Source organism: Fusobacterium sp. DD2, assembly GCF_018205345.1.
In the GTDB taxonomy this organism is placed as follows: Bacteria; Fusobacteriota; Fusobacteriia; order Fusobacteriales; family Fusobacteriaceae; genus Fusobacterium_A.
Genome location: NZ_JADRHM010000002.1, coordinates 34,222 through 56,519 on the forward strand (window position 1 = coordinate 34,222; position 22,298 = coordinate 56,519).

22 protein-coding genes are annotated in these 22,298 nt (G+C 31.5%); 12 read left to right on the plus strand and 10 right to left on the minus strand.

Going from position 1 to position 22,298, the window contains the following annotated elements:
* The first annotated feature begins 7 nt into the window (after positions 1-7).
* The 10 genes from tig (at position 8) to gmhA (ending at position 11,638) form a co-directional block, all read left to right on the plus strand.
* Complete coding sequence (gene tig, locus IX290_RS00535) at positions 8-1,294, plus strand: trigger factor (RefSeq protein ID WP_211491271.1); 1,287 nt, start codon at positions 8-10, stop codon at positions 1,292-1,294.
* Positions 1,295-1,396: 102 nt separating this feature from the next.
* Positions 1,397-1,972 (plus strand): ATP-dependent Clp endopeptidase proteolytic subunit ClpP, encoded by a 576-nt coding sequence (clpP, locus tag IX290_RS00540; RefSeq protein ID WP_211491272.1) that lies wholly within the window; start codon positions 1,397-1,399, stop codon positions 1,970-1,972.
* Between the two features lie 21 nt (positions 1,973-1,993).
* Positions 1,994-3,241, plus strand: coding sequence for an ATP-dependent Clp protease ATP-binding subunit ClpX (clpX, locus tag IX290_RS00545; protein ID WP_211491273.1), 1,248 nt, complete (start codon positions 1,994-1,996; stop codon positions 3,239-3,241).
* A gap of 15 nt (positions 3,242-3,256) precedes the next feature.
* Positions 3,257-5,563, plus strand: a complete 2,307-nt coding sequence (gene lon / locus IX290_RS00550) for an endopeptidase La (RefSeq protein WP_211491274.1) — start codon at positions 3,257-3,259, stop codon at positions 5,561-5,563.
* 21 nt (positions 5,564-5,584) lie between these two features.
* Positions 5,585-6,190: a ribosome biogenesis GTP-binding protein YihA/YsxC gene (yihA, locus tag IX290_RS00555; protein WP_211491275.1), complete on the plus strand. Its 606-nt coding sequence runs from the start codon at positions 5,585-5,587 to the stop codon at positions 6,188-6,190.
* Complete coding sequence (locus IX290_RS00560) at positions 6,191-8,851, plus strand: valine--tRNA ligase (RefSeq protein ID WP_211491276.1); 2,661 nt, start codon at positions 6,191-6,193, stop codon at positions 8,849-8,851.
* Between the two features lie 58 nt (positions 8,852-8,909).
* On the plus strand, positions 8,910-9,224 hold the full coding sequence (locus IX290_RS00565; protein WP_211491277.1) for a hypothetical protein: 315 nt from the start codon (positions 8,910-8,912) through the stop codon (positions 9,222-9,224).
* 57 nt (positions 9,225-9,281) lie between these two features.
* Positions 9,282-10,064 (plus strand): Cof-type HAD-IIB family hydrolase, encoded by a 783-nt coding sequence (locus IX290_RS00570; protein WP_211491278.1) that lies wholly within the window; start codon positions 9,282-9,284, stop codon positions 10,062-10,064.
* Between the two features lie 117 nt (positions 10,065-10,181).
* On the plus strand, positions 10,182-11,054 hold the full coding sequence (locus IX290_RS00575; RefSeq protein WP_211491279.1) for a LysR family transcriptional regulator: 873 nt from the start codon (positions 10,182-10,184) through the stop codon (positions 11,052-11,054).
* A gap of 8 nt (positions 11,055-11,062) precedes the next feature.
* The gene (gene gmhA, locus IX290_RS00580) at positions 11,063-11,638 is read left to right on the plus strand and encodes a D-sedoheptulose 7-phosphate isomerase (protein ID WP_211491280.1); all 576 of its coding nucleotides are present in this window, start codon (positions 11,063-11,065) and stop codon (positions 11,636-11,638) included.
* A gap of 39 nt (positions 11,639-11,677) precedes the next feature.
* Here the strand turns inward: gmhA and IX290_RS00585 are convergent, their stop codons facing one another.
* Genes IX290_RS00585 through IX290_RS00615 form a run of 7 tightly spaced genes read right to left on the minus strand, consistent with a single transcriptional unit; the run spans position 11,678 to position 16,909 of the window.
* Positions 11,678-12,472, minus strand: a complete 795-nt coding sequence (locus IX290_RS00585) for a DUF4198 domain-containing protein (RefSeq protein WP_211491281.1) — start codon at positions 12,470-12,472, stop codon at positions 11,678-11,680.
* A gap of 37 nt (positions 12,473-12,509) precedes the next feature.
* Positions 12,510-12,929, minus strand: coding sequence for a hypothetical protein (locus tag IX290_RS00590; RefSeq protein WP_211491282.1), 420 nt, complete (start codon positions 12,927-12,929; stop codon positions 12,510-12,512).
* 14 nt (positions 12,930-12,943) lie between these two features.
* A complete protein-coding gene (locus IX290_RS00595) occupies positions 12,944-13,825 on the minus strand; it encodes a zinc ABC transporter substrate-binding protein (protein WP_211491283.1) in 882 nt (293 codons plus the stop codon).
* Positions 13,825-14,718, minus strand: coding sequence for a metal ABC transporter permease (locus IX290_RS00600; RefSeq protein ID WP_211491305.1), 894 nt, complete (start codon positions 14,716-14,718; stop codon positions 13,825-13,827). Before IX290_RS00600 ends, IX290_RS00595 begins: the two co-directional genes overlap by 1 nt.
* Before the next feature lie 10 nt (positions 14,719-14,728).
* Complete coding sequence (locus tag IX290_RS00605; RefSeq protein WP_211491284.1) at positions 14,729-15,418, minus strand: metal ABC transporter ATP-binding protein; 690 nt, start codon at positions 15,416-15,418, stop codon at positions 14,729-14,731.
* Position 15,419: 1 nt separating this feature from the next.
* Positions 15,420-16,325, minus strand: coding sequence for a zinc ABC transporter substrate-binding protein (locus IX290_RS00610; RefSeq protein ID WP_211491285.1), 906 nt, complete (start codon positions 16,323-16,325; stop codon positions 15,420-15,422).
* Between the two features lie 2 nt (positions 16,326-16,327).
* A complete protein-coding gene (locus tag IX290_RS00615; protein ID WP_211491286.1) occupies positions 16,328-16,909 on the minus strand; it encodes a hypothetical protein in 582 nt (193 codons plus the stop codon).
* Positions 16,910-17,219: 310 nt separating this feature from the next.
* Between IX290_RS00615 and IX290_RS00620 the strand changes: the two genes are divergently transcribed.
* A complete protein-coding gene (locus IX290_RS00620; protein WP_211491287.1) occupies positions 17,220-17,759 on the plus strand; it encodes a DUF1007 family protein in 540 nt (179 codons plus the stop codon).
* Positions 17,756-18,475 (plus strand): hypothetical protein, encoded by a 720-nt coding sequence (locus tag IX290_RS00625; protein ID WP_211491288.1) that lies wholly within the window; start codon positions 17,756-17,758, stop codon positions 18,473-18,475. Before IX290_RS00620 ends, IX290_RS00625 begins: the two co-directional genes overlap by 4 nt.
* Before the next feature lie 71 nt (positions 18,476-18,546).
* On the opposite strand, the gene IX290_RS00630 is transcribed toward IX290_RS00625, so the two are convergent.
* The 3 genes from IX290_RS00630 to IX290_RS00640 are packed head-to-tail and all read right to left on the minus strand — an operon-like array spanning position 18,547 to position 22,284.
* The gene (locus IX290_RS00630) at positions 18,547-19,926 is read right to left on the minus strand and encodes a glycogen/starch synthase (RefSeq protein ID WP_211491306.1); all 1,380 of its coding nucleotides are present in this window, start codon (positions 19,924-19,926) and stop codon (positions 18,547-18,549) included.
* Positions 19,927-19,938: 12 nt separating this feature from the next.
* The gene (glgD, locus tag IX290_RS00635; RefSeq protein WP_211491289.1) at positions 19,939-21,120 is read right to left on the minus strand and encodes a glucose-1-phosphate adenylyltransferase subunit GlgD; all 1,182 of its coding nucleotides are present in this window, start codon (positions 21,118-21,120) and stop codon (positions 19,939-19,941) included.
* An 18-nt stretch (positions 21,121-21,138) separates the two neighbouring features.
* On the minus strand, positions 21,139-22,284 hold the full coding sequence (locus tag IX290_RS00640) for a glucose-1-phosphate adenylyltransferase (RefSeq protein ID WP_211491290.1): 1,146 nt from the start codon (positions 22,282-22,284) through the stop codon (positions 21,139-21,141).
* Positions 22,285-22,298: the final 14 nt, after the last annotated feature.

Sequence of the window (22,298 nt, forward strand, 5' to 3'; positions counted from 1 at the left end):
AGGAACAATGAAACACGAATTAAAAAAACTTGCAAACTCTGCAGTAGAAATCACAATTTCTTTAACTGCTGAAGAAGTAAAACCTATTAAAGAGGAAGTAACAAAGGAATTAGCTAAAAAAGTTGAAGTTCCAGGATTCAGAAAAGGGCATGTACCAGTAAGTACTGTTGAAACTCAATTCAAAGAAAACATCAAAGAAGAAGTTACTGACAAAGTATTACATAAATACTATGAAGAAGTAATCAAAGCTGAAGATATTATGCCTATCAGCTACATTTCTAATGTAAATGCTGAACTTAAAGATACATTTACAGTAACATTTAACGTAGATGTTTATCCAGAAGTTAAATTAGGAGAATACAAAGGATTAGAAGTTGAAAAAGAAACTTTCGAAATGACTCCAGAAAAATTAGATGAAGAAATCAAAATGATGGTAAACAGCAGAGCTAAATTAGAAGATACTGAAGAAGGATACAAAGCTCAAATGGGTGACACTGTTGATTTAGCATTTGAAGGATTCATGGATGGAGTTCCATTTGAAGGTGGAAAAGCTGACTCTCATATGTTAAAATTAGGATCAAAAATGTTCATCGATAACTTCGAAGATCAACTAGTTGGATACACAGCTGGACAAGAAGGAGAAATTACAGTTAATTTCCCTGCTGAATACCACGTTGCTAGCTTAGCTGGAAAACCTGCAGTATTCAAAGTAAAAGTAAACGCTATCAAAAAACTTTCAGTTCCTGAATTAAACGACGAATTAGCAAAAGAATTTGGTGCTGAATCAGTTGAAGATTTAAAAGCTAAAACTTCTGAAAGAGTTACAGCAAGAGAAGAAGACAGAATCAAAGGACAATATATTGCTAAATTATTAGAAAAATTAGCTGGAACAACTGAAGTTGAAATCCCTGTATCTATGGTAGCTTCTGAAGTAAGAGCTAGAATTGGAGAAATGGAACAACAATTAGCAGCTCAAGGAATCAAACTTGATATGTACTTACAAATGACTGGAATGGATTTAAATAAATTACAATCTCAAATCGCTCCAATGGCAGCAGGAAAAGTTAAATCTGACCTAATGTTAAGAGAAATCATCAAAGCTGAAAATATCGAAGCAACTGATGAAGAAGTAAATGCAAAAATGACTGAACTTGCTAAGATGTATGGAATGGAATTACCTCAATTAGAAGAACAACTTAAAAAACATAACAACTTAGAAAACTTCAAAATGTCTGTAAAAGAAGAATGCTTAATGCAAAAAGCTATAGATGTTTTAGTTAATAATGCAAAATAATAATATAAAGTACAGGAAGTAATATTACTTCCTGTACTCTTAAATAAATATTTAAACAATTGAAAGATTCTATTATTTAACTATTTATTTAAGGAGGTAGTTATGTATAATCCAACTGTTATAGAAACAAATGGTAGGTCAGAAAGAGCCTACGATATATATTCAAGACTTTTAAAAGATAGAATAATTTTTTTAGGAACAGAGATAGATGACAACGTTGCTAACGCAATAGTTGCTCAACTTCTTTTTTTAGAATCTGAAGACCCTGAGAAAGATATTATTATGTATATAAATAGTCCTGGAGGAGTGGTTACAGCAGGTATGGCAATATATGATACAATGAACTATATAAAGCCAGATGTTCAGACAGTATGCATTGGACAAGCTGCAAGTATGGGTGCTCTACTTCTTTCTGCAGGAGCAAAAGGAAAAAGATTTGCTCTTGAAAATTCAAGAATAATGATTCACCAGCCACTTGGTGGGGCTAAAGGACAGGCTACTGATATTGAAATTCAAGCTAAAGAAATAGTAAGAATTAAGAAAAACTTATCTGAAATCCTGTCTAAAGCAACTGGAAAAGATATTGACCAAATTATGAGAGATACTGAAAGAGATAATTATATGTCTGCTCAGGAAGCTGTTGAGTATGGTTTAATTGACCAGGTTTTTAAAAAATAAGAGTAGAAGGGAGATTTAACAATGAATAATAAAAAAGCAAGATGCTCTTTCTGCGGAAGTACTGAAGATGAAGTTTCAAAGTTATTTAGCGGAATAGACGGATCTCTTATTTGTGATAGATGTATCGAAAGCTGTTATGATATTTTAGAGCTATCAAGAGAAAATATAAAAGAAGCTCTTCCAGCAGATTTATCTGACGATACTTTATTAACACCAAAAGAGATAAAAGCAAAACTTGATGAATATGTAGTTGGGCAGGAAGGACCAAAAAAAATACTTTCTGTAGCTGTATATAACCACTATAAAAGAATTTTAGACAATGCTAAAAACGAAGAAGAAAACAATGTTGAAATTCAAAAATCAAATGTACTTTTAATAGGTCCTACAGGATCTGGAAAAACTTTACTTGCTCAAACTCTTGCAAGAAGTTTGAAAGTACCTTTTGCAATTGCTGATGCTACAACTCTTACAGAAGCTGGATACGTAGGAGATGACGTTGAAAATGTATTAGTTAGACTTTTACAAGCTGCTGACTATGATGTAGCTGCTGCAGAAAAAGGAATAATATACATAGATGAAATTGATAAAATAGCTAGAAAATCTGAAAATGTATCTATTACAAGAGATGTTTCTGGTGAAGGGGTTCAACAATCACTATTAAAAATTATAGAAGGAACTAAATCACAAGTTCCTCCTCAAGGTGGAAGAAAGCATCCTAATCAGGAACTTATTGAGATTGATACAACAAATATCCTATTTATTGTTGGTGGAGCATTTGAAGGACTTGAAAAAGTTATCAAAACAAGAACTAACAAAAAAGTTATAGGTTTTGGTGCTGATGTAACTAAACAAAATGATGAAAAAGTTGGTGAAATTTTTGCTAAAGTTTTACCAGAAGACCTTGTAAAACAGGGAATAATTCCTGAACTAGTAGGTAGATTACCGATAATCACTACTTTACAAGATCTAGATGAAGAAGCACTTATAAAAATACTTACAGAGCCTAAAAACTCTATAGTTAAACAATATAAAAAATTATTTGACTTAGAAAATGTGGAGTTAGAATTTACTCCAGAAGCTCTTAAGAAAATTGCGAGCCTTGCACTAGAAAGAAAAATAGGTGCTAGAGGATTAAGAGCCATCATTGAACAAACAATGCTTGAGCTTATGTATGAAGTACCTTCTGATGACACTATAGAAAAAGTGGTTATCACTGAAGATGCTGTTCTTGATCCTAAAAAGGCTATTGTTGAAAAAAATACAAAATAATGGAGGAATGACTGTATGAGTAAAACATTACTTTTACCTACTAGAGATTTGATCGTATTCCCTGGGATAGTGACTCCTCTTTATGTAGGTAGACTAAAGAGTATCAATACTCTAGAAAATGCTGTAAATAATAAAAGCAAATTAATATTGTGTATGCAGAAAAATCCTTCTGTTGAAGATCCTGATTTATCAAAGGATATCTACACTTTTGGTGTATTAGTTAACATATTACAAATAGTTAAAATGCCTAATAATAACATCAAAGTTCTTGTAGAAGCAGAAGACAGAGTAGAAATATCTAATCCTGAAATTGTGGATGATTTATATAAGGCAGATTTTAATATATTAAAATCTGAAGATAGCAACACTAAAGAAGTACAGGCTATATATAGAAAGGTTTTAAACCTATTTGAAAAATATATCTCAGTAACAGGAAAAATCTCTTCAGAACTTCTTCTAAATCTGAAAGGAATAAAAAATATAAGTAATGCATTAGATATAATCGCATCAAATGTTCCTACTAAAACAGATACAAAACAGGAATTACTTGAAATCCTTGATGTAAAAGAAAGAGGAATGAAGATACTTGATGTTCTTACAAATGAAATGGAAATCGCTGCTTTAGAGAAAAAAATAGATGATAGAGTAAGAACAAAAATGAATGAAGCACAAAAAAACTTTTATCTAAGAGAAAAAATCACTGCCATGAAAGAAGAGATGGGAGATTTTTCTCAAGATGATGATATGTTAGAATTAGCTAAGAAAATAAAGAAGGCAAAACTTCCTAAAGAGGCAAAAGAAAAAATAGACAGCGAAATGAAAAAATTGGCTAAAATGCCTCCATCTTCAGCTGAGTCTACAGTTACTAGAAACTATATTGAAACTGTAATTGAGCTTCCATGGGCAAAATCTACTAAGGATATCGTTGACCTAAAAAAAGCCAATGAAATACTTGAAAGAGATCACTATGGTCTTAAAGATGCAAAAAATAAGGTCCTTGATTTCTTAGCAGTTAAAAAACTTAACTCAAATATGAAAGGAAGTATCCTTTGTTTTGCTGGACCTCCTGGTATCGGTAAAACTTCACTTGGAAAATCTATTGCTGATGCAATGGGTAGAAAATTTGTAAGAGTTTCACTAGGTGGAGTAAAAGATGAGGCTGAAATAAGAGGACATAGAAGAACATATATTGGATCAATGCCTGGTAAAATTATGAAAGCTCTTAAAGATGCTGGAACTAATAACCCAGTTATTCTTTTAGATGAAATAGATAAGATGTCAAATGACTTTAAAGGAGATCCTGCTTCTGCTATGCTTGAAGTATTAGACCCTGAGCAAAACAGCCATTTTGAAGACCATTACATCGATATGCCATTTGACCTTTCAAAGGTATTCTTTGTAGCTACAGCTAATGATTTGAGAACTGTGGCTCCACCATTGGTAGATAGAATGGAAATTGTTAGTCTTTCTTCTTATACTGCATTTGAAAAACTTCATATTGCAAGACAATATCTTATAGATCAGGCAAAAGAAGAAAATGGACTTAAAAATATAGAACTTTCTCTTTCAGACAATACAATTCTTAGAATTATTTCTGAATACACAAGAGAAGCTGGAGTAAGAAGCTTAAAGAGAGAAATTATAACTATCTGTAGAAAAGTAGCCAGAGATGTTGTTGAAAATAAAAAGAAAAAAGTTATTATCAAAACAAATAACTTAGAAAAATATTTAGGAAAACCTAAATATAGACCTGAAAGACAAGCTGGAAAAACTCCTAAAGTTGGAGTTGTAAATGGTCTTGCATGGACTTCAGTTGGAGGAGTTACTCTTGAAGTACAAGGTGTAGCTATTCCTGGTAAAGGAGAACTTTCTCTTACTGGTACTTTAGGTAAAGTAATGACTGAATCAGCTCAAGTTGCATATACATATGTTAAAGCACACCTTGATAAATATAAACCAACTCAGGAAGATTTCTTAGAGAAAAAGAATATTCACCTACACTTCCCAGAAGGAGCTACTCCAAAAGATGGACCTTCAGCTGGTATAACTATTACAAGTGCTATAATATCTGTAATAACTGGAAAGAAATTAAGACAGGATATAGCAATGACTGGAGAGATCACTATAACTGGTGATGTACTTGCTATAGGTGGAGTAAAAGAAAAAGTAATAGGGGCTCACAGAGCTGGTATTAGAGAGGTTATTCTCCCTGAAGACAACAGAGTTGATCAGGATGAAATACCTGTAGAAGTATCAAAGGATATGACTATCCATTTTGCTAAAACTTATGATGATGTAGAAAAGTTGGTTTTTGCTGATTAATTAAATAGAAAAGAGGTAAATATGAAGATAAAACAAGCTGAATTTGTAAAATCAGCAGTGTATGAAAAAGATTATCCTGAAGAATTAGACAATATGGAATTTGCATTTGTCGGAAGATCAAATGTTGGGAAATCTTCTCTTATCAATAGTATTACTGGAAGAAAAAAATTAGCAAAAACAAGTAAGACACCTGGAAGAACTCAACTAATAAACTACTTTAAAATAAATAATGAGTTTTATATAGTTGACCTTCCAGGATATGGATTTGCAAAGGTTCCAAAGGCTATGAAAGCTGAATGGGGTAAAACCATGGAAAGATACGTTGCAAGTCCTAGAAAAAAACTTGTATTTGTTCTTCTTGATATAAGAAGAGTTCCAAGTCAAGAAGATATAGAGATGCTTGTGTGGCTAGACCACCATGAAATCCCATTTAAAATAATATTTACAAAGATGGATAAAGTTTCAAATAATGAAAAATTTAAATGTTTAAAAGATATAAAGAAAAAAGTTGAATTTCATAATGATGATGTACTTTTCCATTCATCATTAAATGATTCAGGTAAAGAAGATATATTAGATTATATAGAGTCTCTTTTAAAGAAAGAGAATGTTATAGAGGAGGAATAAATGGAAGAGTTGAACAAGACATATTCCCCTAGGGAAATAGAGTCAAAATGGTACAAAATATGGGAAGAGTCTAAGTATTTTGCAGGAAAAATGGATGAAGGAAAAGAGAGCTATTCAATAGTAATCCCTCCTCCAAATGTAACTGGAATCCTTCATATGGGGCATATACTGGATAACTCTATTCAAGACACACTTGTTAGATATAAAAGAATGTGTGGATACAATACTTTATGGGTTCCTGGATGTGACCATGCTGGTATTGCTACTCAAAATAAAGTAGAAAGAATGCTTGCAGAACAAAATCTTACTAAAGAAGATTTAGGAAGAGATAAATTTATTGAAGAAACATGGAAATGGAAAGAAAAATATGGTGGAATTATCACTACACAACTTAGAAAAATCGGAGCATCTCTTGACTGGGATAGAGAGAGATTCACTATGGACGAAGGACTTTCTAAGGCTGTTAAAAAGATATTTGTAGACCTATACAATGATGGTCTAATCTACCAAGGAGAATATATGGTTAACTGGTGCCCAAGATGTGGTACTGCTCTTGCTGACGACGAAGTTGAACACGCTGAGCAAGATGGGCATTTATGGCATCTTAAATACCCAGTAAAAGATTCTGATGAATATATCATCATTGCTACTTCAAGACCTGAAACTATGCTTGCTGACGTTGCAGTAGCTGTTCATCCTGAAGATGAAAGATATAAACACCTAGTTGGAAAAAAACTTATTCTACCATTGGTAGGAAGAGAAATTCCTGTTATAGCTGATGAATATGTAGATATGGAATTTGGAACTGGAGCTCTTAAAATAACTCCTGCTCATGACCCTAATGACTTTAACTTAGGTAAAAAATACGATCTTCCAATTATCAACATGCTAACTCCAGATGCAAAAATCACTGCTGAATTCCCTAAATATGCTGGAATGGACAGATTTGAAGCTAGAAAAGTTATTGTTGAAGAATTAAAAGAAAATGGAACTTTAATTAAAATAGAAAATCTTCACCACAATGTAGGTCACTGCTATAGATGTGATACTGTAATTGAACCAAGAGTATCTAAACAATGGTTTGTTAAAATGGAACCACTTGCTAAAAAAGCTCTTGAAGTAGTTAGAAATGGTGAAATTCAAATAATTCCTAAGAAAATGGAAAAAATATACTTCAACTGGCTTGAAAATATAAGAGACTGGTGTATCTCAAGACAACTTTGGTGGGGACACAGAATCCCAGCATGGTATGGTCCTGATAACCACATCTTTGTTGCAATGTCAGAAGAAGAAGCTTATGAACAAGCTAAAAAACACTATGGAAAAGATGTTGAATTAACCCAAGAAGAAGACGTACTAGATACATGGTTCTCATCAGCATTATGGCCTTTCTCAACTATGGGTTGGCCTGAAAAGACTAAAGAACTTGAAACATTCTACCCAACTTCTACACTTGTAACTGGTGCAGATATTATATTCTTCTGGGTAGCAAGAATGATTATGTTCGGTCTTTATGAAATGAAAGAGATACCATTTAAAAACGTATTCTTCCACGGAATCGTTAGAGATGATCTTGGTAGAAAAATGTCTAAATCTTTAGGAAACTCACCAGATCCAATCAATCTAATTGAAGAATTTGGTGCAGATGCTATAAGATTCTCTATGCTTTATAACACTTCTCAAGGACAAGACGTATATTTCTCAGAAAAACTTCTTGAAATGGGAAGAAACTTTGCTAACAAAATCTGGAACATGGCAAGATTTGTTATAATGAACTTAGATGGATTCGACATTACAAAGGTTAAAAAAGAAGATTTAAAATTTGAACTAGTTGATGAATGGATATTCTCAAGAATGAATGAAACAGCTAAAACTGTTCATGAAAATCTTGATAAGTTCCAACTTGATAATGCTGCAAAAGCTATATATGAATTCTTAAGAGGAGACTTCTGTGACTGGTATGTTGAACTTGCAAAAGTAAGATTATACAACAATGAGGACTCTGAAAAAGCATCAAAAGTAACTGCTCAATATGTATTATGGACAGTACTTGAAAATGGACTTAAAATGTTACATCCATTTATGCCATTTATAACTGAAGAAATTTGGCAAAAAATAAAAGTTGACGGGGACACAATTATGCTTCAAAAATTCCCTGAAACTGATAATTCACTTATAAAACCTGAAGTAGTTAAATCATTTGACTACATCAAAGAAGTAATCTCTTCTCTTAGAAATATAAAAGCTGAAATGGGAATATCTCCAGCTAAAGAGGTTAAAGTTGTTATTAAAACAAGTGATGAAAATGAACTTAAAACACTTGAAGACAACTATATTTTCATTACAAAATTAGCTAAGATAGAAGATATGAAATATGGAAAAGATATGGAAAAACCTGATCAAAGCGGATTTAGAGTTGCTGGAAATTCAGAAGTATATATGATTCTTACTGGACTTCTTAACTTAGAAGCTGAAATCAAAAAAATACAGGATCAAATTGAAAAAGTTCAAAAAGATCTTGATAAAGTAAATGCTAAACTTGCAAATGAAAAATTCGTTTCAAGAGCACCAGAACATATCTTAGAAAGAGAAAAAAGAATTCAGAAAGAATATCAGGATAAAATGGATAAACTTACTGAAAACCTTAAAAATTTACAGTAAAATATTCTTTTATGCACATAGAAGTATAATCTAAAAAGAGGGATAAGGAGATGAAGTTATGAACTTAGAAGAGAAAATTTTTAGAGCGTTACTTGATTTTGAAGCAAAAGGAGATATTTACGAAGAAAAAGAAAAAGTTATACTTGGATGTATGGCAAATGGAACTGAAGTAGAAAAAGTAAAAAAATGCTTAAGTACTTTGGATCTTGAAAAAACTCTTACTGATCACTCATTAGATGAGATAAATGATGCAGTACAACGTCTAACTGAAAAAGATTTTATACAATCAAGAAAAATATCTGAAACTACTGGAAGATATTTCTATGAAATAATAAAATCTGAATGTGATTTGGATGAATTTTTAGAAGGATAAAATTTAAAAAGGGGGAGAAATGGGTATCTCCCCTCTTTTTTTGGAGGTATAGAATAAATGATAAAGGCTGTTTTTTTTGATGTAGATGGAACTCTTGTAAGCTTTAAAACACATAAAGTACCTAAAAGTACATTAGATGCTATAAAAACTATGCAGGATAAAAATATCAAAGTATTTGTAGCTACAGGACGTCACCCATCTATTTTATATATGGGTAATAATGTTGCTGAGATTAAATTTGATGGTTTTGTAACTCTAAATGGTCAATACTGTTTTAATGATAAGCATGAAGTACTTTATGAAAATCATATTTGTAAAGAAGATATAGAAGCTATTGTTGATTTTGTTAAAGAGAACAATATCACTTGTACTTTTGTTGAAGATAAAGAGATGTATGTAAATCAGATTGATGACTGTGTAAGAAATGTATTGGAAAGTGTAAATCTTCCATTACCACTAGTTACAGATGTATCAAGAGCTGTTAAAGCTAAAATATTCCAGCTTAATCCTTATATTCCTGTAGATTACCAGGATACATTTATGAGTGTACTTCCAAATTGTGAAGCTACCAGATGGAGCCCTCTATTTATAGATGTTATTCCTGCTGGTGGTGGAAAGCATGTAGCTGTTAAGAAAATAATGGAACACTATGGGTATACTAAAGATGAAGTTATGGCTTTCGGTGACGGTGGAAACGATAAAACTATGATTATGGCTGCTGGAATAGGTGTAGCTATGGGAAATGCCAACGAAGAATTAAAAGAGGTAGCAGACTACATTACAGACACTGTAGATAATGATGGTGTTGTTAAAGCACTTAAACATTTTGGTGTTATATAAAAAATAAATAAAATTATAAAAAATAATTATACTTTATCCATTTTTTATGATAGAATTAAACATATGTAAAAGTATTTATTTTATATATGAAGAATATAATTTAGGGAGTTGGTGTCTTTGGATTTACATTATTTGAGAATATTTTACGAAGTAGCTAGAGAGAGAAGTTTTACCAAAGCTGCAAGTAAACTTTATATAAATCAGTCAGCAGTCTCTATCCAGGTAAAAAAGTTTGAAGAGATTTTAAATGCTAAACTGTTTGATAGAAGTTCTAAGAAAATCAAGCTAACTTATACTGGGGAAGCATTATACAAAATGGCTGAGGATATCTTTGATAAAGTTAAAAGAGCAGAAAAGGAAATTTCAAGAATTATTGACTTGGACAGAGCAAGAATTGCCATTGGTGCAACATCTGTAATCGGTGAACCATTAATTCCAAGACTTATGAATGGATTTTCAAAAGCTCATGAAGAGATTGAATATGAAATTGTTATTGGTCAAAAAGATTGGCTTCTAAAGCTTTTAAAAGAAGGGGATTTGGACATACTTATAATTGACGAACAACACTTAAATGACCCTAACCTTGAAGTAATAACAATAGAAAAAATGCCATATACTTTGGTAAGTACTAAGGAATATCATAGTATGGAAAGCGTTGCAAAAGATCCTTTAATTACAAGAAAAAATATTCCTAATAACAACGAGGCTCTTGCAGCAATTGAAGATAAGTTTAGAGTTTCATTTGATTCTAAAATAAATGTTAACGGAAGTCTTGAAGTTATCAAAGGAATGGTAAGAGAAGAGATAGGTAACGTTATTCTTCCTTATTACGCTGTACATAAAGAAGTTGAAACTGGAGAATTTAAAGTTATATATAAGGTAAATGAAGTAAAAGACGGATATCAAATCGTCATCACTAAAGATAAGAAGAGTCTTATCCAAATCATTAAATTTATCAACTTTATTCAAGATTATAAGATTCAACACTAGGAGGATATATGAACTTACTGCAATCGTATAAAACTGAATTTGAACTTCTTGAAAATTTTATAAAAGAAGAAGAAAAAAGAGGAGAAACTGAAAAAACAGCTAAAGCTTTAGCTGAGGTTTTTAAAAATGGAAATAAAGTTATGATATGTGGTAACGGTGGAAGCAACTGTGATGCTCTTCACTTTGCTGAAGAATTTACTGGTAGATTTAGAAGTGATAGAAAAGCTCTTCCTGCAATAGCTCTTTCTGACTCATCTCATATTACATGTGTTGGAAATGACTATGGATTTGACTACATCTTCTCAAGAGGAGTAGAAGCTTATGGAAAACAGGGAGATATGTTCTTTGGTATCTCTACAAGTGGTAATTCAGCAAATGTAATAAAAGCTGTAGAAGCAGCTAAAAAAATTGGAATGAAAACTTGTCTTCTACTAGGAAAAGATGGAGGAAAGTTAAAGGGAATGGGAGATTTTGAATTTATCATTCCTGGAAAAACTTCTGATAGAATTCAGGAGATCCATATGATGATACTGCATATTATCATTGAGGGAGTAGAAAAAATTCTTTTCCCTGAAAATTATTAATAAATTAAAAAGCCAGCTTTTTATTGCTGGCTTTTTTTATTATTCAAATTGAACTACTAGAGATGAATCATGTACTTCCTGTTTATCTTTATCTATTGATCTCACTGCTCTTATTACCCATTTTCCAGCTTTTGAAGGAACGAAGGCAAATACTCCATTGTCATCAGTAAAGACTCTTAATGAAGATTTAGGAATCTCTGCATTAGGAATATAACTATTTTTATTCATATCTATTTTAACATTTAAAAGATCTATATCCACTCTTGCGTTCTTAATTGGATTTCCATCTTTATCTACAAATTTAGCTCTAAATACATTATCTTTCCAAGCATTTACTGGATTTAGAAGTGGTACTATCTCATCATAACCTGGTGCTACTCTCTGATTATAGTCAGATCCTGCTGAATCTTTTGTAACAATTAATTTTACAATTGGATAAAAATGGTATCCAGAATCCTTTGTTTCTCCAGGATTCATTACAAATACCCAGCTTCCTCCACCTTTTAATCCATCCTGTTTACCATATACAGCGTCAAAGGTTACAGTTTGCCCTTTAGGACTCTTTATAAATCCCTGTTTAACTTTAGAAGTCAGGTCCTGTTTTTCTCCATTATGAATTACAAAGAAATCCACTGGTAGAGTAGTTTTTCCATCTACAGTCCCTACACTTATAGTTCCCATATCCTTTCCCTCAGCTGGATGCCCCAACATAACTTTCATTTTTACTTCATTTTTTCCACTGACATCAAGATTATCAGTATACATAAAATGATCATGTGCAAACAAACTTGATGAAAGAACTAGTGCTCCAAGTAAAAATATCCCTTTTCTCATATAAATCCCTCCGCTTTCTATATTTTATTTTTGTTGCTTACTTCTCAGTCATTGACTCTTTCCAATCACCAAAATCATAATCAGCTACTGCTTTTTTCCATTTTTCCATATCTTTTTCTTCAAGCTTTGGACCTTTTTTTCCCAATACGTGATCCTCTCCGCCATTGAAATATACTTCATATTTAGGGGTAAGTGGTTTTGGTATAGTTATTGAATTATCCTTTCCAAATTTTCCTTTATAGATAATCTCCTTCCCATTAAAAGTGTCCTCAGGGCCATTATAAGCTCTGTCTTTTACAATAATACACTCGACACCTTCAGCAGATGCACCATTTGAAAATCCTCCCTCTATATAGATAGTTCCATCATCATTGTCATCTACTGATAGAAGAGGTGCATGAGCAAAAGCTACAACACAAGTAAAAACCATAAGTAACGTTACAAGAATCTTTTTCATTGTTCCTCCTTAACTTAGTGATTCAACCCCTTTAAAAGAGCATCACTGTTTTCTCTATATACTTTTAAAATAGCTTGGGGATCCATCTTTCCATCTTTATCATATGGGATATCCAGGGTATTTATATATACAAATGTTCCACCTGCATTTTCTATTGCTTTTATTACTTTTTTCTTTACCCATCTATCTGAAACTATAGTTTTTATTCCATATTGTTCAATTATATCTTTAACATTCTCTTCATTTAATTTTGAATAATCATAATATTCTGTATAGATATTCATATCATTTAAAAAATAATTAAGATTTTCTGATAGAGATATAACTTCAGAAGTAGCTGTATCAAGAAGTCTTTTATCTATATTTTTTTCCTCAACTAATAATTCCTTTGAAAATTTTCTAAGGTTATTTTCAATTTTTTTACTATTTTTAGGATATATCTTCTCTAAATCTCCAGCTATAAGATTTGCCATCTTAATAAGATTTTTACTGCTCATCCAGATATATGGATTGATTTTTCCACTCCTATATTCATTTACAAATAAAGTCGGTTTCTTATCATCATAGTTGTGACTTGCATCTATCTCAATAATATGAATATTTTTAAGTCTTGCTTTTGCATATATCATATCCTCTGGCCAGACGTGAGCGATATCTACTACAGCCTGAGCTTTTTTAGCTATATCCAGATTGAAGTTTTCCTCTTTCATAGCTTCTCTTGATGTAGTCATAGATACATCAGATTCAAAAGGTGTATAGCTTTCAATATCAGTTCCCTCAGTTAGAATACTTACAAGGGAATATAAAGGCTGTATAGAAGTTATAACTATATTTTTTCCATAAGCTACAATACCAGTAAATAATAATATCAATATGAATAATAATTTTTTCATCACTACTCTCCCTCTCTAAATCCTTTAAACATAGCCCTCATAATTATAGTGAGGATAAATATAAATGCTGATATAAGTATAATTGCTCCTCCAGATGGAATAGATATCTCATAATATATAGGAATAAATATTCCAACAAGACAGCTGATTAAAGCAAATATAATGCTATAAAGTATAAAACTTCTCATGGATTTTGAGATATTTTTTGCTGCAGCTGCAGGAATAAGAAGCAATGCCTCTACCAATATTGAACCAATTATCTTAACAGAAGCTATTGTTATGATAGTTACCATTACTATAAAAATATATTCCAGAAGTTTTACTCTAACTCCCTTTACACTTGCAAGACTTGGATTAAAACTTGCAAGTAGCATCTTATTAAAATATGGCACAATAACAGTTAAAATGATTATTGATGTCACTACCAGTATAAATATATCTGTATCATTTACTGTAAGGACAGAACCAAAAAGGATATTCTCTAAAATATGGGAGTTAACTTTTCCTGCAACATATATTAGAAGTGCTCCTCCTAAGGCAATCGACATAGCAAGAAATACACCTATTAAGGTATCTGAAGACATCTTTGTTCTATTCTTTGTATAGTTTATTATCAGCCCAAAAAGTATACAGTAAGCAAAAAGCGATATATAAGGTGAGTAATACGGCTCACCTACAAGTATCCCTATAGCTATCCCTGTCATAGCAGCATGACCTACTGCTTCTGAAAAGAAAGCCATTTTTTTACTTACTACCATTGTTCCCATAGCTCCCAATATAGGCCCTACAAATAAACCACATATAAGTGCATTAATAACAAAACCATATTTAAATGGAAAGGGTAATACACCCTGTGTTGCCAGATTTATTAAAAATTCTCTTATACTATCCAAAATTATCCCCCACTTATCCAAATATTCTCATGATATTCTCTTCTGTAAGCTCTTTTTTTGGGTCTCCACTAAACATAACCTTTCCCCGAATGCATGTAACTACATCAGCCATCTCTTTTACCTGTAAAAGGTTATGATGAATCCATAAAATAGTTACTCCTTTAGATTTAAGCTCTTTTATAATTTCACGGAAATAATCTTCTCCCAATCTGTCTATTCCTGTCAATGGTTCATCTAAAATAAGAAGCTTAGGTGTTGGATAAAGAGCCTGAGCAAGTAGTACCCTTTGTCTTTCTCCACCGGATAAATTTCCAAGAAGTCTTTTTCTTTTTTCATATACACCTAATTTTTTCAAAAGTGATTCAACCTCTTTTTTTACCTTCCCAGATAATCCTAAAAAACAGGGTTTAATCTGACAGGTCATTCCCATAAAATCTTCCACTGTAATTGGAAGAGTTCTTTCAAAATCCAAAAGCTGTGGAACATAACCAATATTTCTTTCCCCTTCATATATCATATTTATCTCACCTTGAAAGGGCATCTGTCCCAGTATACATCTGAGTAAAGATGTCTTTCCTCCACCATTAGGTCCAACGAGGCAGTGAACTTCTCCTTCATTTATTGTGAGATTTATATCTTTTAATATCTCATTATTTGACAGAGTGAGACTTAAATTTTTTATCTCAATTTTTATTCCATTCATCTTATTTTCCTCTTTTTTTAGCTACTTCCTGTATAGCAGATACCACTTCATCTAAGTCCTGCTTTATAAATTTTTCAAAGCCATCAACTTCATAAGGTCCATTTGTCAAATGAGATAAATATCTTACTTCAACTCCAGTTTCCTTATTGATAGTGTCTACATACTTACTGTTAAATGCCTTTTCTCCAAATATGACATCTACCTTTTCTTTCTTTATTTTATTTATAACTTTTTCAAGCTCTGCTGCACTTGGTTGTACTCCATGAGCAGGTTCTATTACAGCTTTGACCTCAATTCCAAATTCTGAAAATAGATAGTCATATCCTCCATGAGCTGTTGCAACTCTTAAGTCCATTCCTTCCAATCCTTTTATTTTTTCTAAAGCATCTGATTTTATCTTTCTTAATTTTCTTGCATATTCCCTTGCATTTTTCATATAGAGAGCTTTATACTCTGGATTTATCTCTCCAAGTTCTTTTGCAATATTGTATACTTGCTGAATAGAAGCTGTTATAGATATAAAAGTATGTGGATTTAAAATCTTTTCAGAGTTTTGTGTTCCAGCAATTGGCATTAAAGATACATTTTTATTAGCATATATAACTTTTATCCTGTCTTTGTTTTTAGCTGCATCTAACATTTTAAAAACAAACTCGTCATGGCCAATACCATTTACCACTAATACATCTATATTATCCATTTTAGTAATATCTTCTGCTCTTACCTGATAGTTATGTGAATCATAGATATCCAATCTCACTACAGGTACTACATTTGCAGTATCTCCAACTATATTTGTTACATAACTATAATAGGGTTGAAGAGTTACTCCAATATTGAGCTTATCCTTTGCAAATGAAGCTATTCCCAAAATAAACATTGCCACAAGTAAAACTATCTTCTTCATAATTACTCCTCCTTGTACTTTCTTCTCTCTTCGTTTCCAGTGTATGATACTACTCTTTTCATAATATCTCTCATATCCTCATATCTATTTCTTACAACACTGGTATTGATATGCTCCTTAGAGTAGTAGATATTACTTTTACCTATATCTTCTTTATTTATCTCTACCAGAAAATTTCCTGTCACATCAAAATTATTACTCTTTCCAAGATATATTGGCTGATTATCATGATATATGAGCTCCCAGTCAATCTCTCCTTTATTTTTCCATGTTTCATCCTTTACAAATGGCGGAATACCCTCCTCTTCAAGGAGTTTTATCTCAGGATAATTTCCTGTTTCCTCTTTCAGTCCCTCTATATCAGTTAAAGAATTTAACAGCTCTGAATAAATTCCAAGTTCAATGCTATTAAAACTTTTATAAGAACTTATCTCATTCTTCTCTATCTTCTGTATAAATATTGGTTTTTCTCTCAATTTTAAAAGAGCCGAAGCTATAGAAATTATAACTATAAAAGCCAGTATCAGATAAAGAGTTTCCCCTTTTGAGCTTGAAGATTTTACCCTATATATACTTTTTTCCATAAACTCTTTCCACCTCATTTTTATTGACAAATTTCAAATTATTCTCTTAAATTAATTCACAATCTGTTCATTTAATCTATACTATTTTAGAATACACTATGAATTTTCTAAAGTCAACAAATATTTAGTATATCAAAATATTCATTTTTTATAATTTTAATATTTATTAATTTTATATGTTATAATATTCTATTATATCTTTTATCAATAGCTACTTTTCAATTTATATAATATTAATCAGGGAATAAATATTTAATTTATGGTATTTTTATGATAAAATATTGTATCTTTGCAGAAAGGGGATTTTTATATGGTAAAAACTTTTATATTTTTTATACTTCTTAGTATCTCTATCTATGCACATCCTCATGTTTTCTTCACAGGTGCTTTTCAACTTAATGTTGAGAAAGATGAAGTTAAGACTTTGGATGTAACTGTGTATCTCGATGAAATGAACACGGTACTTTTCACTGAAAAAATACCAAAAGGAAAGACCATTACAGATAAAGATCTCTCTTTTTATAAGGATGTTATACATGATCTTCGGATTCAGTGGGATGGAAAGGACAAAAAATTTAACCCAATATTTAAAGATGCAGAAATAGAGGATGACTCTTTAAAAATTAATATTGAAATACCTATCTATGAAAAGATAGATAATAAAACCTCAATTGTTTTTGCTATCTATGATACTGAATATTTTTATACATATGATTACGAAAAGGAAGATTTTCATATAACTATGCAAAATAGTGATTATTCTGCTAAGTTTTCCTTAAAGGAGAATATGAAAAAACCATTTTACTATGGTATGGTATACCCTAAAGAGTATGAGGTGAAATTCTATTGAAACGCAAATTTACTATACTTATAATCATCATTGGAATTATTGTACTTTTTTTATTTAACAGAGAGCTCTTTTTCAAACTTCAACAGATACAGCTTAAAATAATGAGGCAATTTGTATTCAGTGTAAAGAAAAATGATGTTATATACTGGTCTCTTTTAATATTTAGTTATGGTGTTATTCATTCTATAGGACCAGGACATGGAAAAACATATCTCCTTACACTTCATTTAAAGCATAAGAAGCCCACACTTATACTTTATTCAGCTTTCATAGCTTATACTCAAGCCCTTATTAGCTTTATAATTATCTATGTTATTTTTGGGCAAAATAAAGCTTTTAATGCTCTACAGGTAAAATATCTTGATGAATTTGGAAAGCATTTATATGGAATTACTCTTATACTTCTAGCTCTTTTTAATATGGTAAATGAATTTACAGAGAGAAAGATAAAAGATAAGTTTTTTGTAATAGGAGTATTTTTCCCCTGCTCAGGGGTACTGAGTCTTTTACTTACCATTACAGTACTGGGACATCGTGAGTATCTTTTTCCAAGTACAATTATAATGTCAACTGGAATGTTCTGTACCTTAGCTGTATTTTCAATGATTATTGATAAGATAAATTTTAAAATCAATCATGAAAACAGGGTAAATAAGATTATTTTCTCCTACTATACACTTCTTCTTTTAATTGGGATATATGTTCTTGTAAGATAGATTAATTCAATTCAAAAAATAAAAAAGTCTGTAGCCACCTGATATTTAGGCAGTTACAGACTTTCATATTATTACATTATTTTTTTATACACATCTATATATTCCTGTGCAGGTCTATTCCAGCTACTGTCTCTTTCTTTACCATGTTTTACAATAAGATTCCACTGTTTTTTATCTCTGAAAATCTTAATAGCGTAATCAATTATTTTCAACATTACTTCAGGTGTTGCATCAATAAAGCTGAATCCATTTCCCTGTCCAGTGTATTCATTATAAGGAGTAACAGTATCTTTAAGTCCTCCTGTTTCTCTTACAATAGGTACAGTTCCATATTCCATAGCTATCATTTGAGATAATCCACATGGCTCAAATAGTGATGGCATTAGAAACATATCTGCTCCAGCATATACCTCAAGTGAAAGTGGTTGATTGAATCCTATATATGAGCAGACTCTTCCTCTGTACTGATTTTCTTTCCATCTGAAGAAATCTTCATAATATGGCTCTCCACTTCCTAAAAGAACAAACTGTATTCCAAGGCCCATCATTCTATCAAAGGCTTGAGTAATCATATCTATTCCTTTTTGTCTATCAAGTCTTGATATTATTGCAACTAAAGGTACATTTGGATCTACATTAAGCCCTAGAGATTTTTGAAGTTTAGCTTTTAAAGAACTTTTTGATTCTTTTGGAGCCTTATATACAGATGTATCTATTCCATTTACTATACCAGTAAGTTTATAGTCAAATTTTCTAAATAGTCCATCTATACCCTCTCCATACTCTGGAGTCTTTATCTCATGTGAGTATGTTCTACTTACAGTAGTTACATAGTCTGCATATACCACTCCACCTTTTAAAAGTGATATAACATCATAGAACTTAAGTCCATCTTCCTGGTAATATCTTTCTCTATCTATTTCAAGAGTTTCCTCAATTTCAATATTTGGGAAAAATCCCTGGAATCTTAAATTATGAATAGTAAATACTGTCTTTATATCATGTTGAAGACCTCTTTCTCTTACATATATAGGAATCAAGGCAGTATGCCAGTCATTACAGTGAATAATATCTGGTGTAAACCCAGTGAGATCAAATGTCTCAACTACTGCTTTTGAGAAAAATGTAAATCTTTCACAGTCGTCTATCTCCCCATATACTTTAGGTCTTGCAAAATATTGCATATTATCTACAAAATAATATGTAACACCATCAAGCTCATACTCTTCTATTCCAACATAGGCATTATAGTGTGATACCCATATTTTTTTATGTCCTAGATGTTTCATTGCAAATCTGTATTGTTCAGGTATCTGTTGATACTTAGGTAGTATTACCCTTGCATCTACACCTTTATTTTTTAATGCTTTTGGCAAAGAATACGCAACGTCACCAAGTCCACCAGTCTTAATAAAAGGCCACGCTTCACCAGTAGCAAAAAGAACTTTTATCATTTTTCCTCCCTACTTATTGACGTTAAGATTTAAAGTTGATTTTTCTATAAAATCAAATATGTTTTTATAATGTTTATCATCCCATTGGATGCTCTTTTCAATTACTAATGGATAGTTTCTAGAAGCACTAAGTTTTTCATTAGATTTAACTACGTTGTTTTTATCTACAATGATATTTTTTAGTATAGCTCCTGATTTTACAACACTATCTTGAAGAAGTACACAATCTTCTACTACTGCTCCCTCTTCTACTACTGCTCCTCTTGCAAGTATTGAGTTTTTAACTACTCCACCTATTATACATCCATTTGCAATTAAAGTATTGCTAACTTCTGCTGTGTCTCTAAATAGTGAAGGTGGTGTATTTTTACTCTTAGTATAGATATTTCTGTCTTTGTTAAACAGGTCATCTCTAACCTCTTTTTTAAGAAGATCCATATTAAAGTTAAAGTACTCTTTTGTAGAGTTGATACAAGCAAGGTATCCTTTAAATTCGTAACCATTTATACTTACTCTTCCAAGGTTTCTAGTTAAAAGGTCTCTTACTGTATAGTAAACTCCCTCTTGGATTCCATCACAGATCATTTTAATAAGAAGTTCTTTACTTAGTACAAAGGCTTCAAGAGATATGTTTTCATCTCTTTTGAAGAAAAGGTTTTGTCCAATTCCAACTACTTCACCTTTTTCATTTACCTTTACACTGTCACAGTTGTCAAATCTTTCATTTGCCTGTTTAACTTTTTTATAAACCATAGTTATATCTTTTCCACTCTCTTCGTGAGCTCTTATTACATCATTTACATCAAGGTTACATACCATGTGTGAGCTTAGTACAACTACGTTATTTTGCTTACTACGGAAGAAATATTCCATATTTTTCTTAACTCTTTTTAAGTTAGTAGTATATGTAGAATCAGCCATTTGATTAAACATAAATATTCCATCTTTTCTTCTATCCAAATCCCATTCTGTTCCACGTCCAATGTGGTCAGTTAATGAGTTCAAATCTTCGTTTCCTGCAAATATTCCTACGTTTCTTATTCCTGCATTTACCAAGTTTGATAAAGCAAAGTCTATTATTCTATAAGTTCCCCCTACTGGTACAGAGGCTAATGGTCTCATTTTAGTAAGAGCTCTTATATTATCTAATTTCTCAGCTAAAAATATTATAGCCATATAATTGTTAATCATACTTTATCCTCCCCAACCTTATTTTATAGCGTTACTCTTTATAATTTCTCCAGCACCTATTACTACTATCTCTTCATTATCTCCAACAACTGTGTTCTTTTCAATAAATACATTTTCATCTATTATTGATTTATTGATAATTACATTTTCTTCAATTGTTGTATTAGGCATTATTACAGAGTTATAAATTTTACTGTTCTTTCCAATTTTTACACCTGGGAATATAACTGAATTTGAAATCTCTCCTTCAATTTCACAACCTTTTTCAACAAGTGAGTTAACTATTTTAGCTCCTTCACTTACATATAGAGGTGGATATATTCCTTGACGTGTATAGATTCTCCAAGACTTATCAAATAGTTGTAATTTGTTGTCTGGTTTTAAAAGGTCCATATGTGCATCCCAGAAACTTGAAATAGTTCCAACGTCTTTCCAGTATCCTTCAAATGGATAAGCAAATAGTTTCATCTTATCTTTTAGAAGATTTGGTATGATATTTTTACCAAAGTCATTACTTGAGTTTGGATCCTTTTCATCTTCAATAAGGTATTGTTTTAATACGCTCCATTTGAAAATATATATTCCCATTGAAGCAAGTGTGCTCTTTGGATTTTGTGGTTTTTCTTCAAATTCATATATAGATAGATCTTCATTTGTATTCATTATTCCAAAACTTGGAGCATCTTTTAGTGGTACATTGAATACCCCTATTGTTACATCTGCATCTTTATCTATATGGAATTTAAGCATTTTTGCATAGTCCATTTTGTAAATGTGGTCTCCTGAAAGAATCAGTACATGTTCAGGAGAATATTTATCTATAAATGCTATATTCTGATATATTGCATTGGCAGTACCTTTGTACCATCCACCTTCATCATTTTTCTTAGTGTGAGGTTGTAATACTGTTACTCCACCATTCATTCTATCCAAATCCCATGGTGATCCATTTCCTATATGCTCATTTAATACATGAGGCTCATACTGTGTAAGTACTCCAACTGTATCTATACCTGAATTTGAGCAGTTACTTAATGTGAAATCTATAATTCTATATTTTCCTCCAAAAGAAACTGCTGGTTTAGCTATTTTCTCTGTTAATTTTTTTAAACGGCTTCCTTGTCCTCCTGCTAATAACATAGCAATTATTTGTTTCTTCTTCATGGCTATCCCCCTAA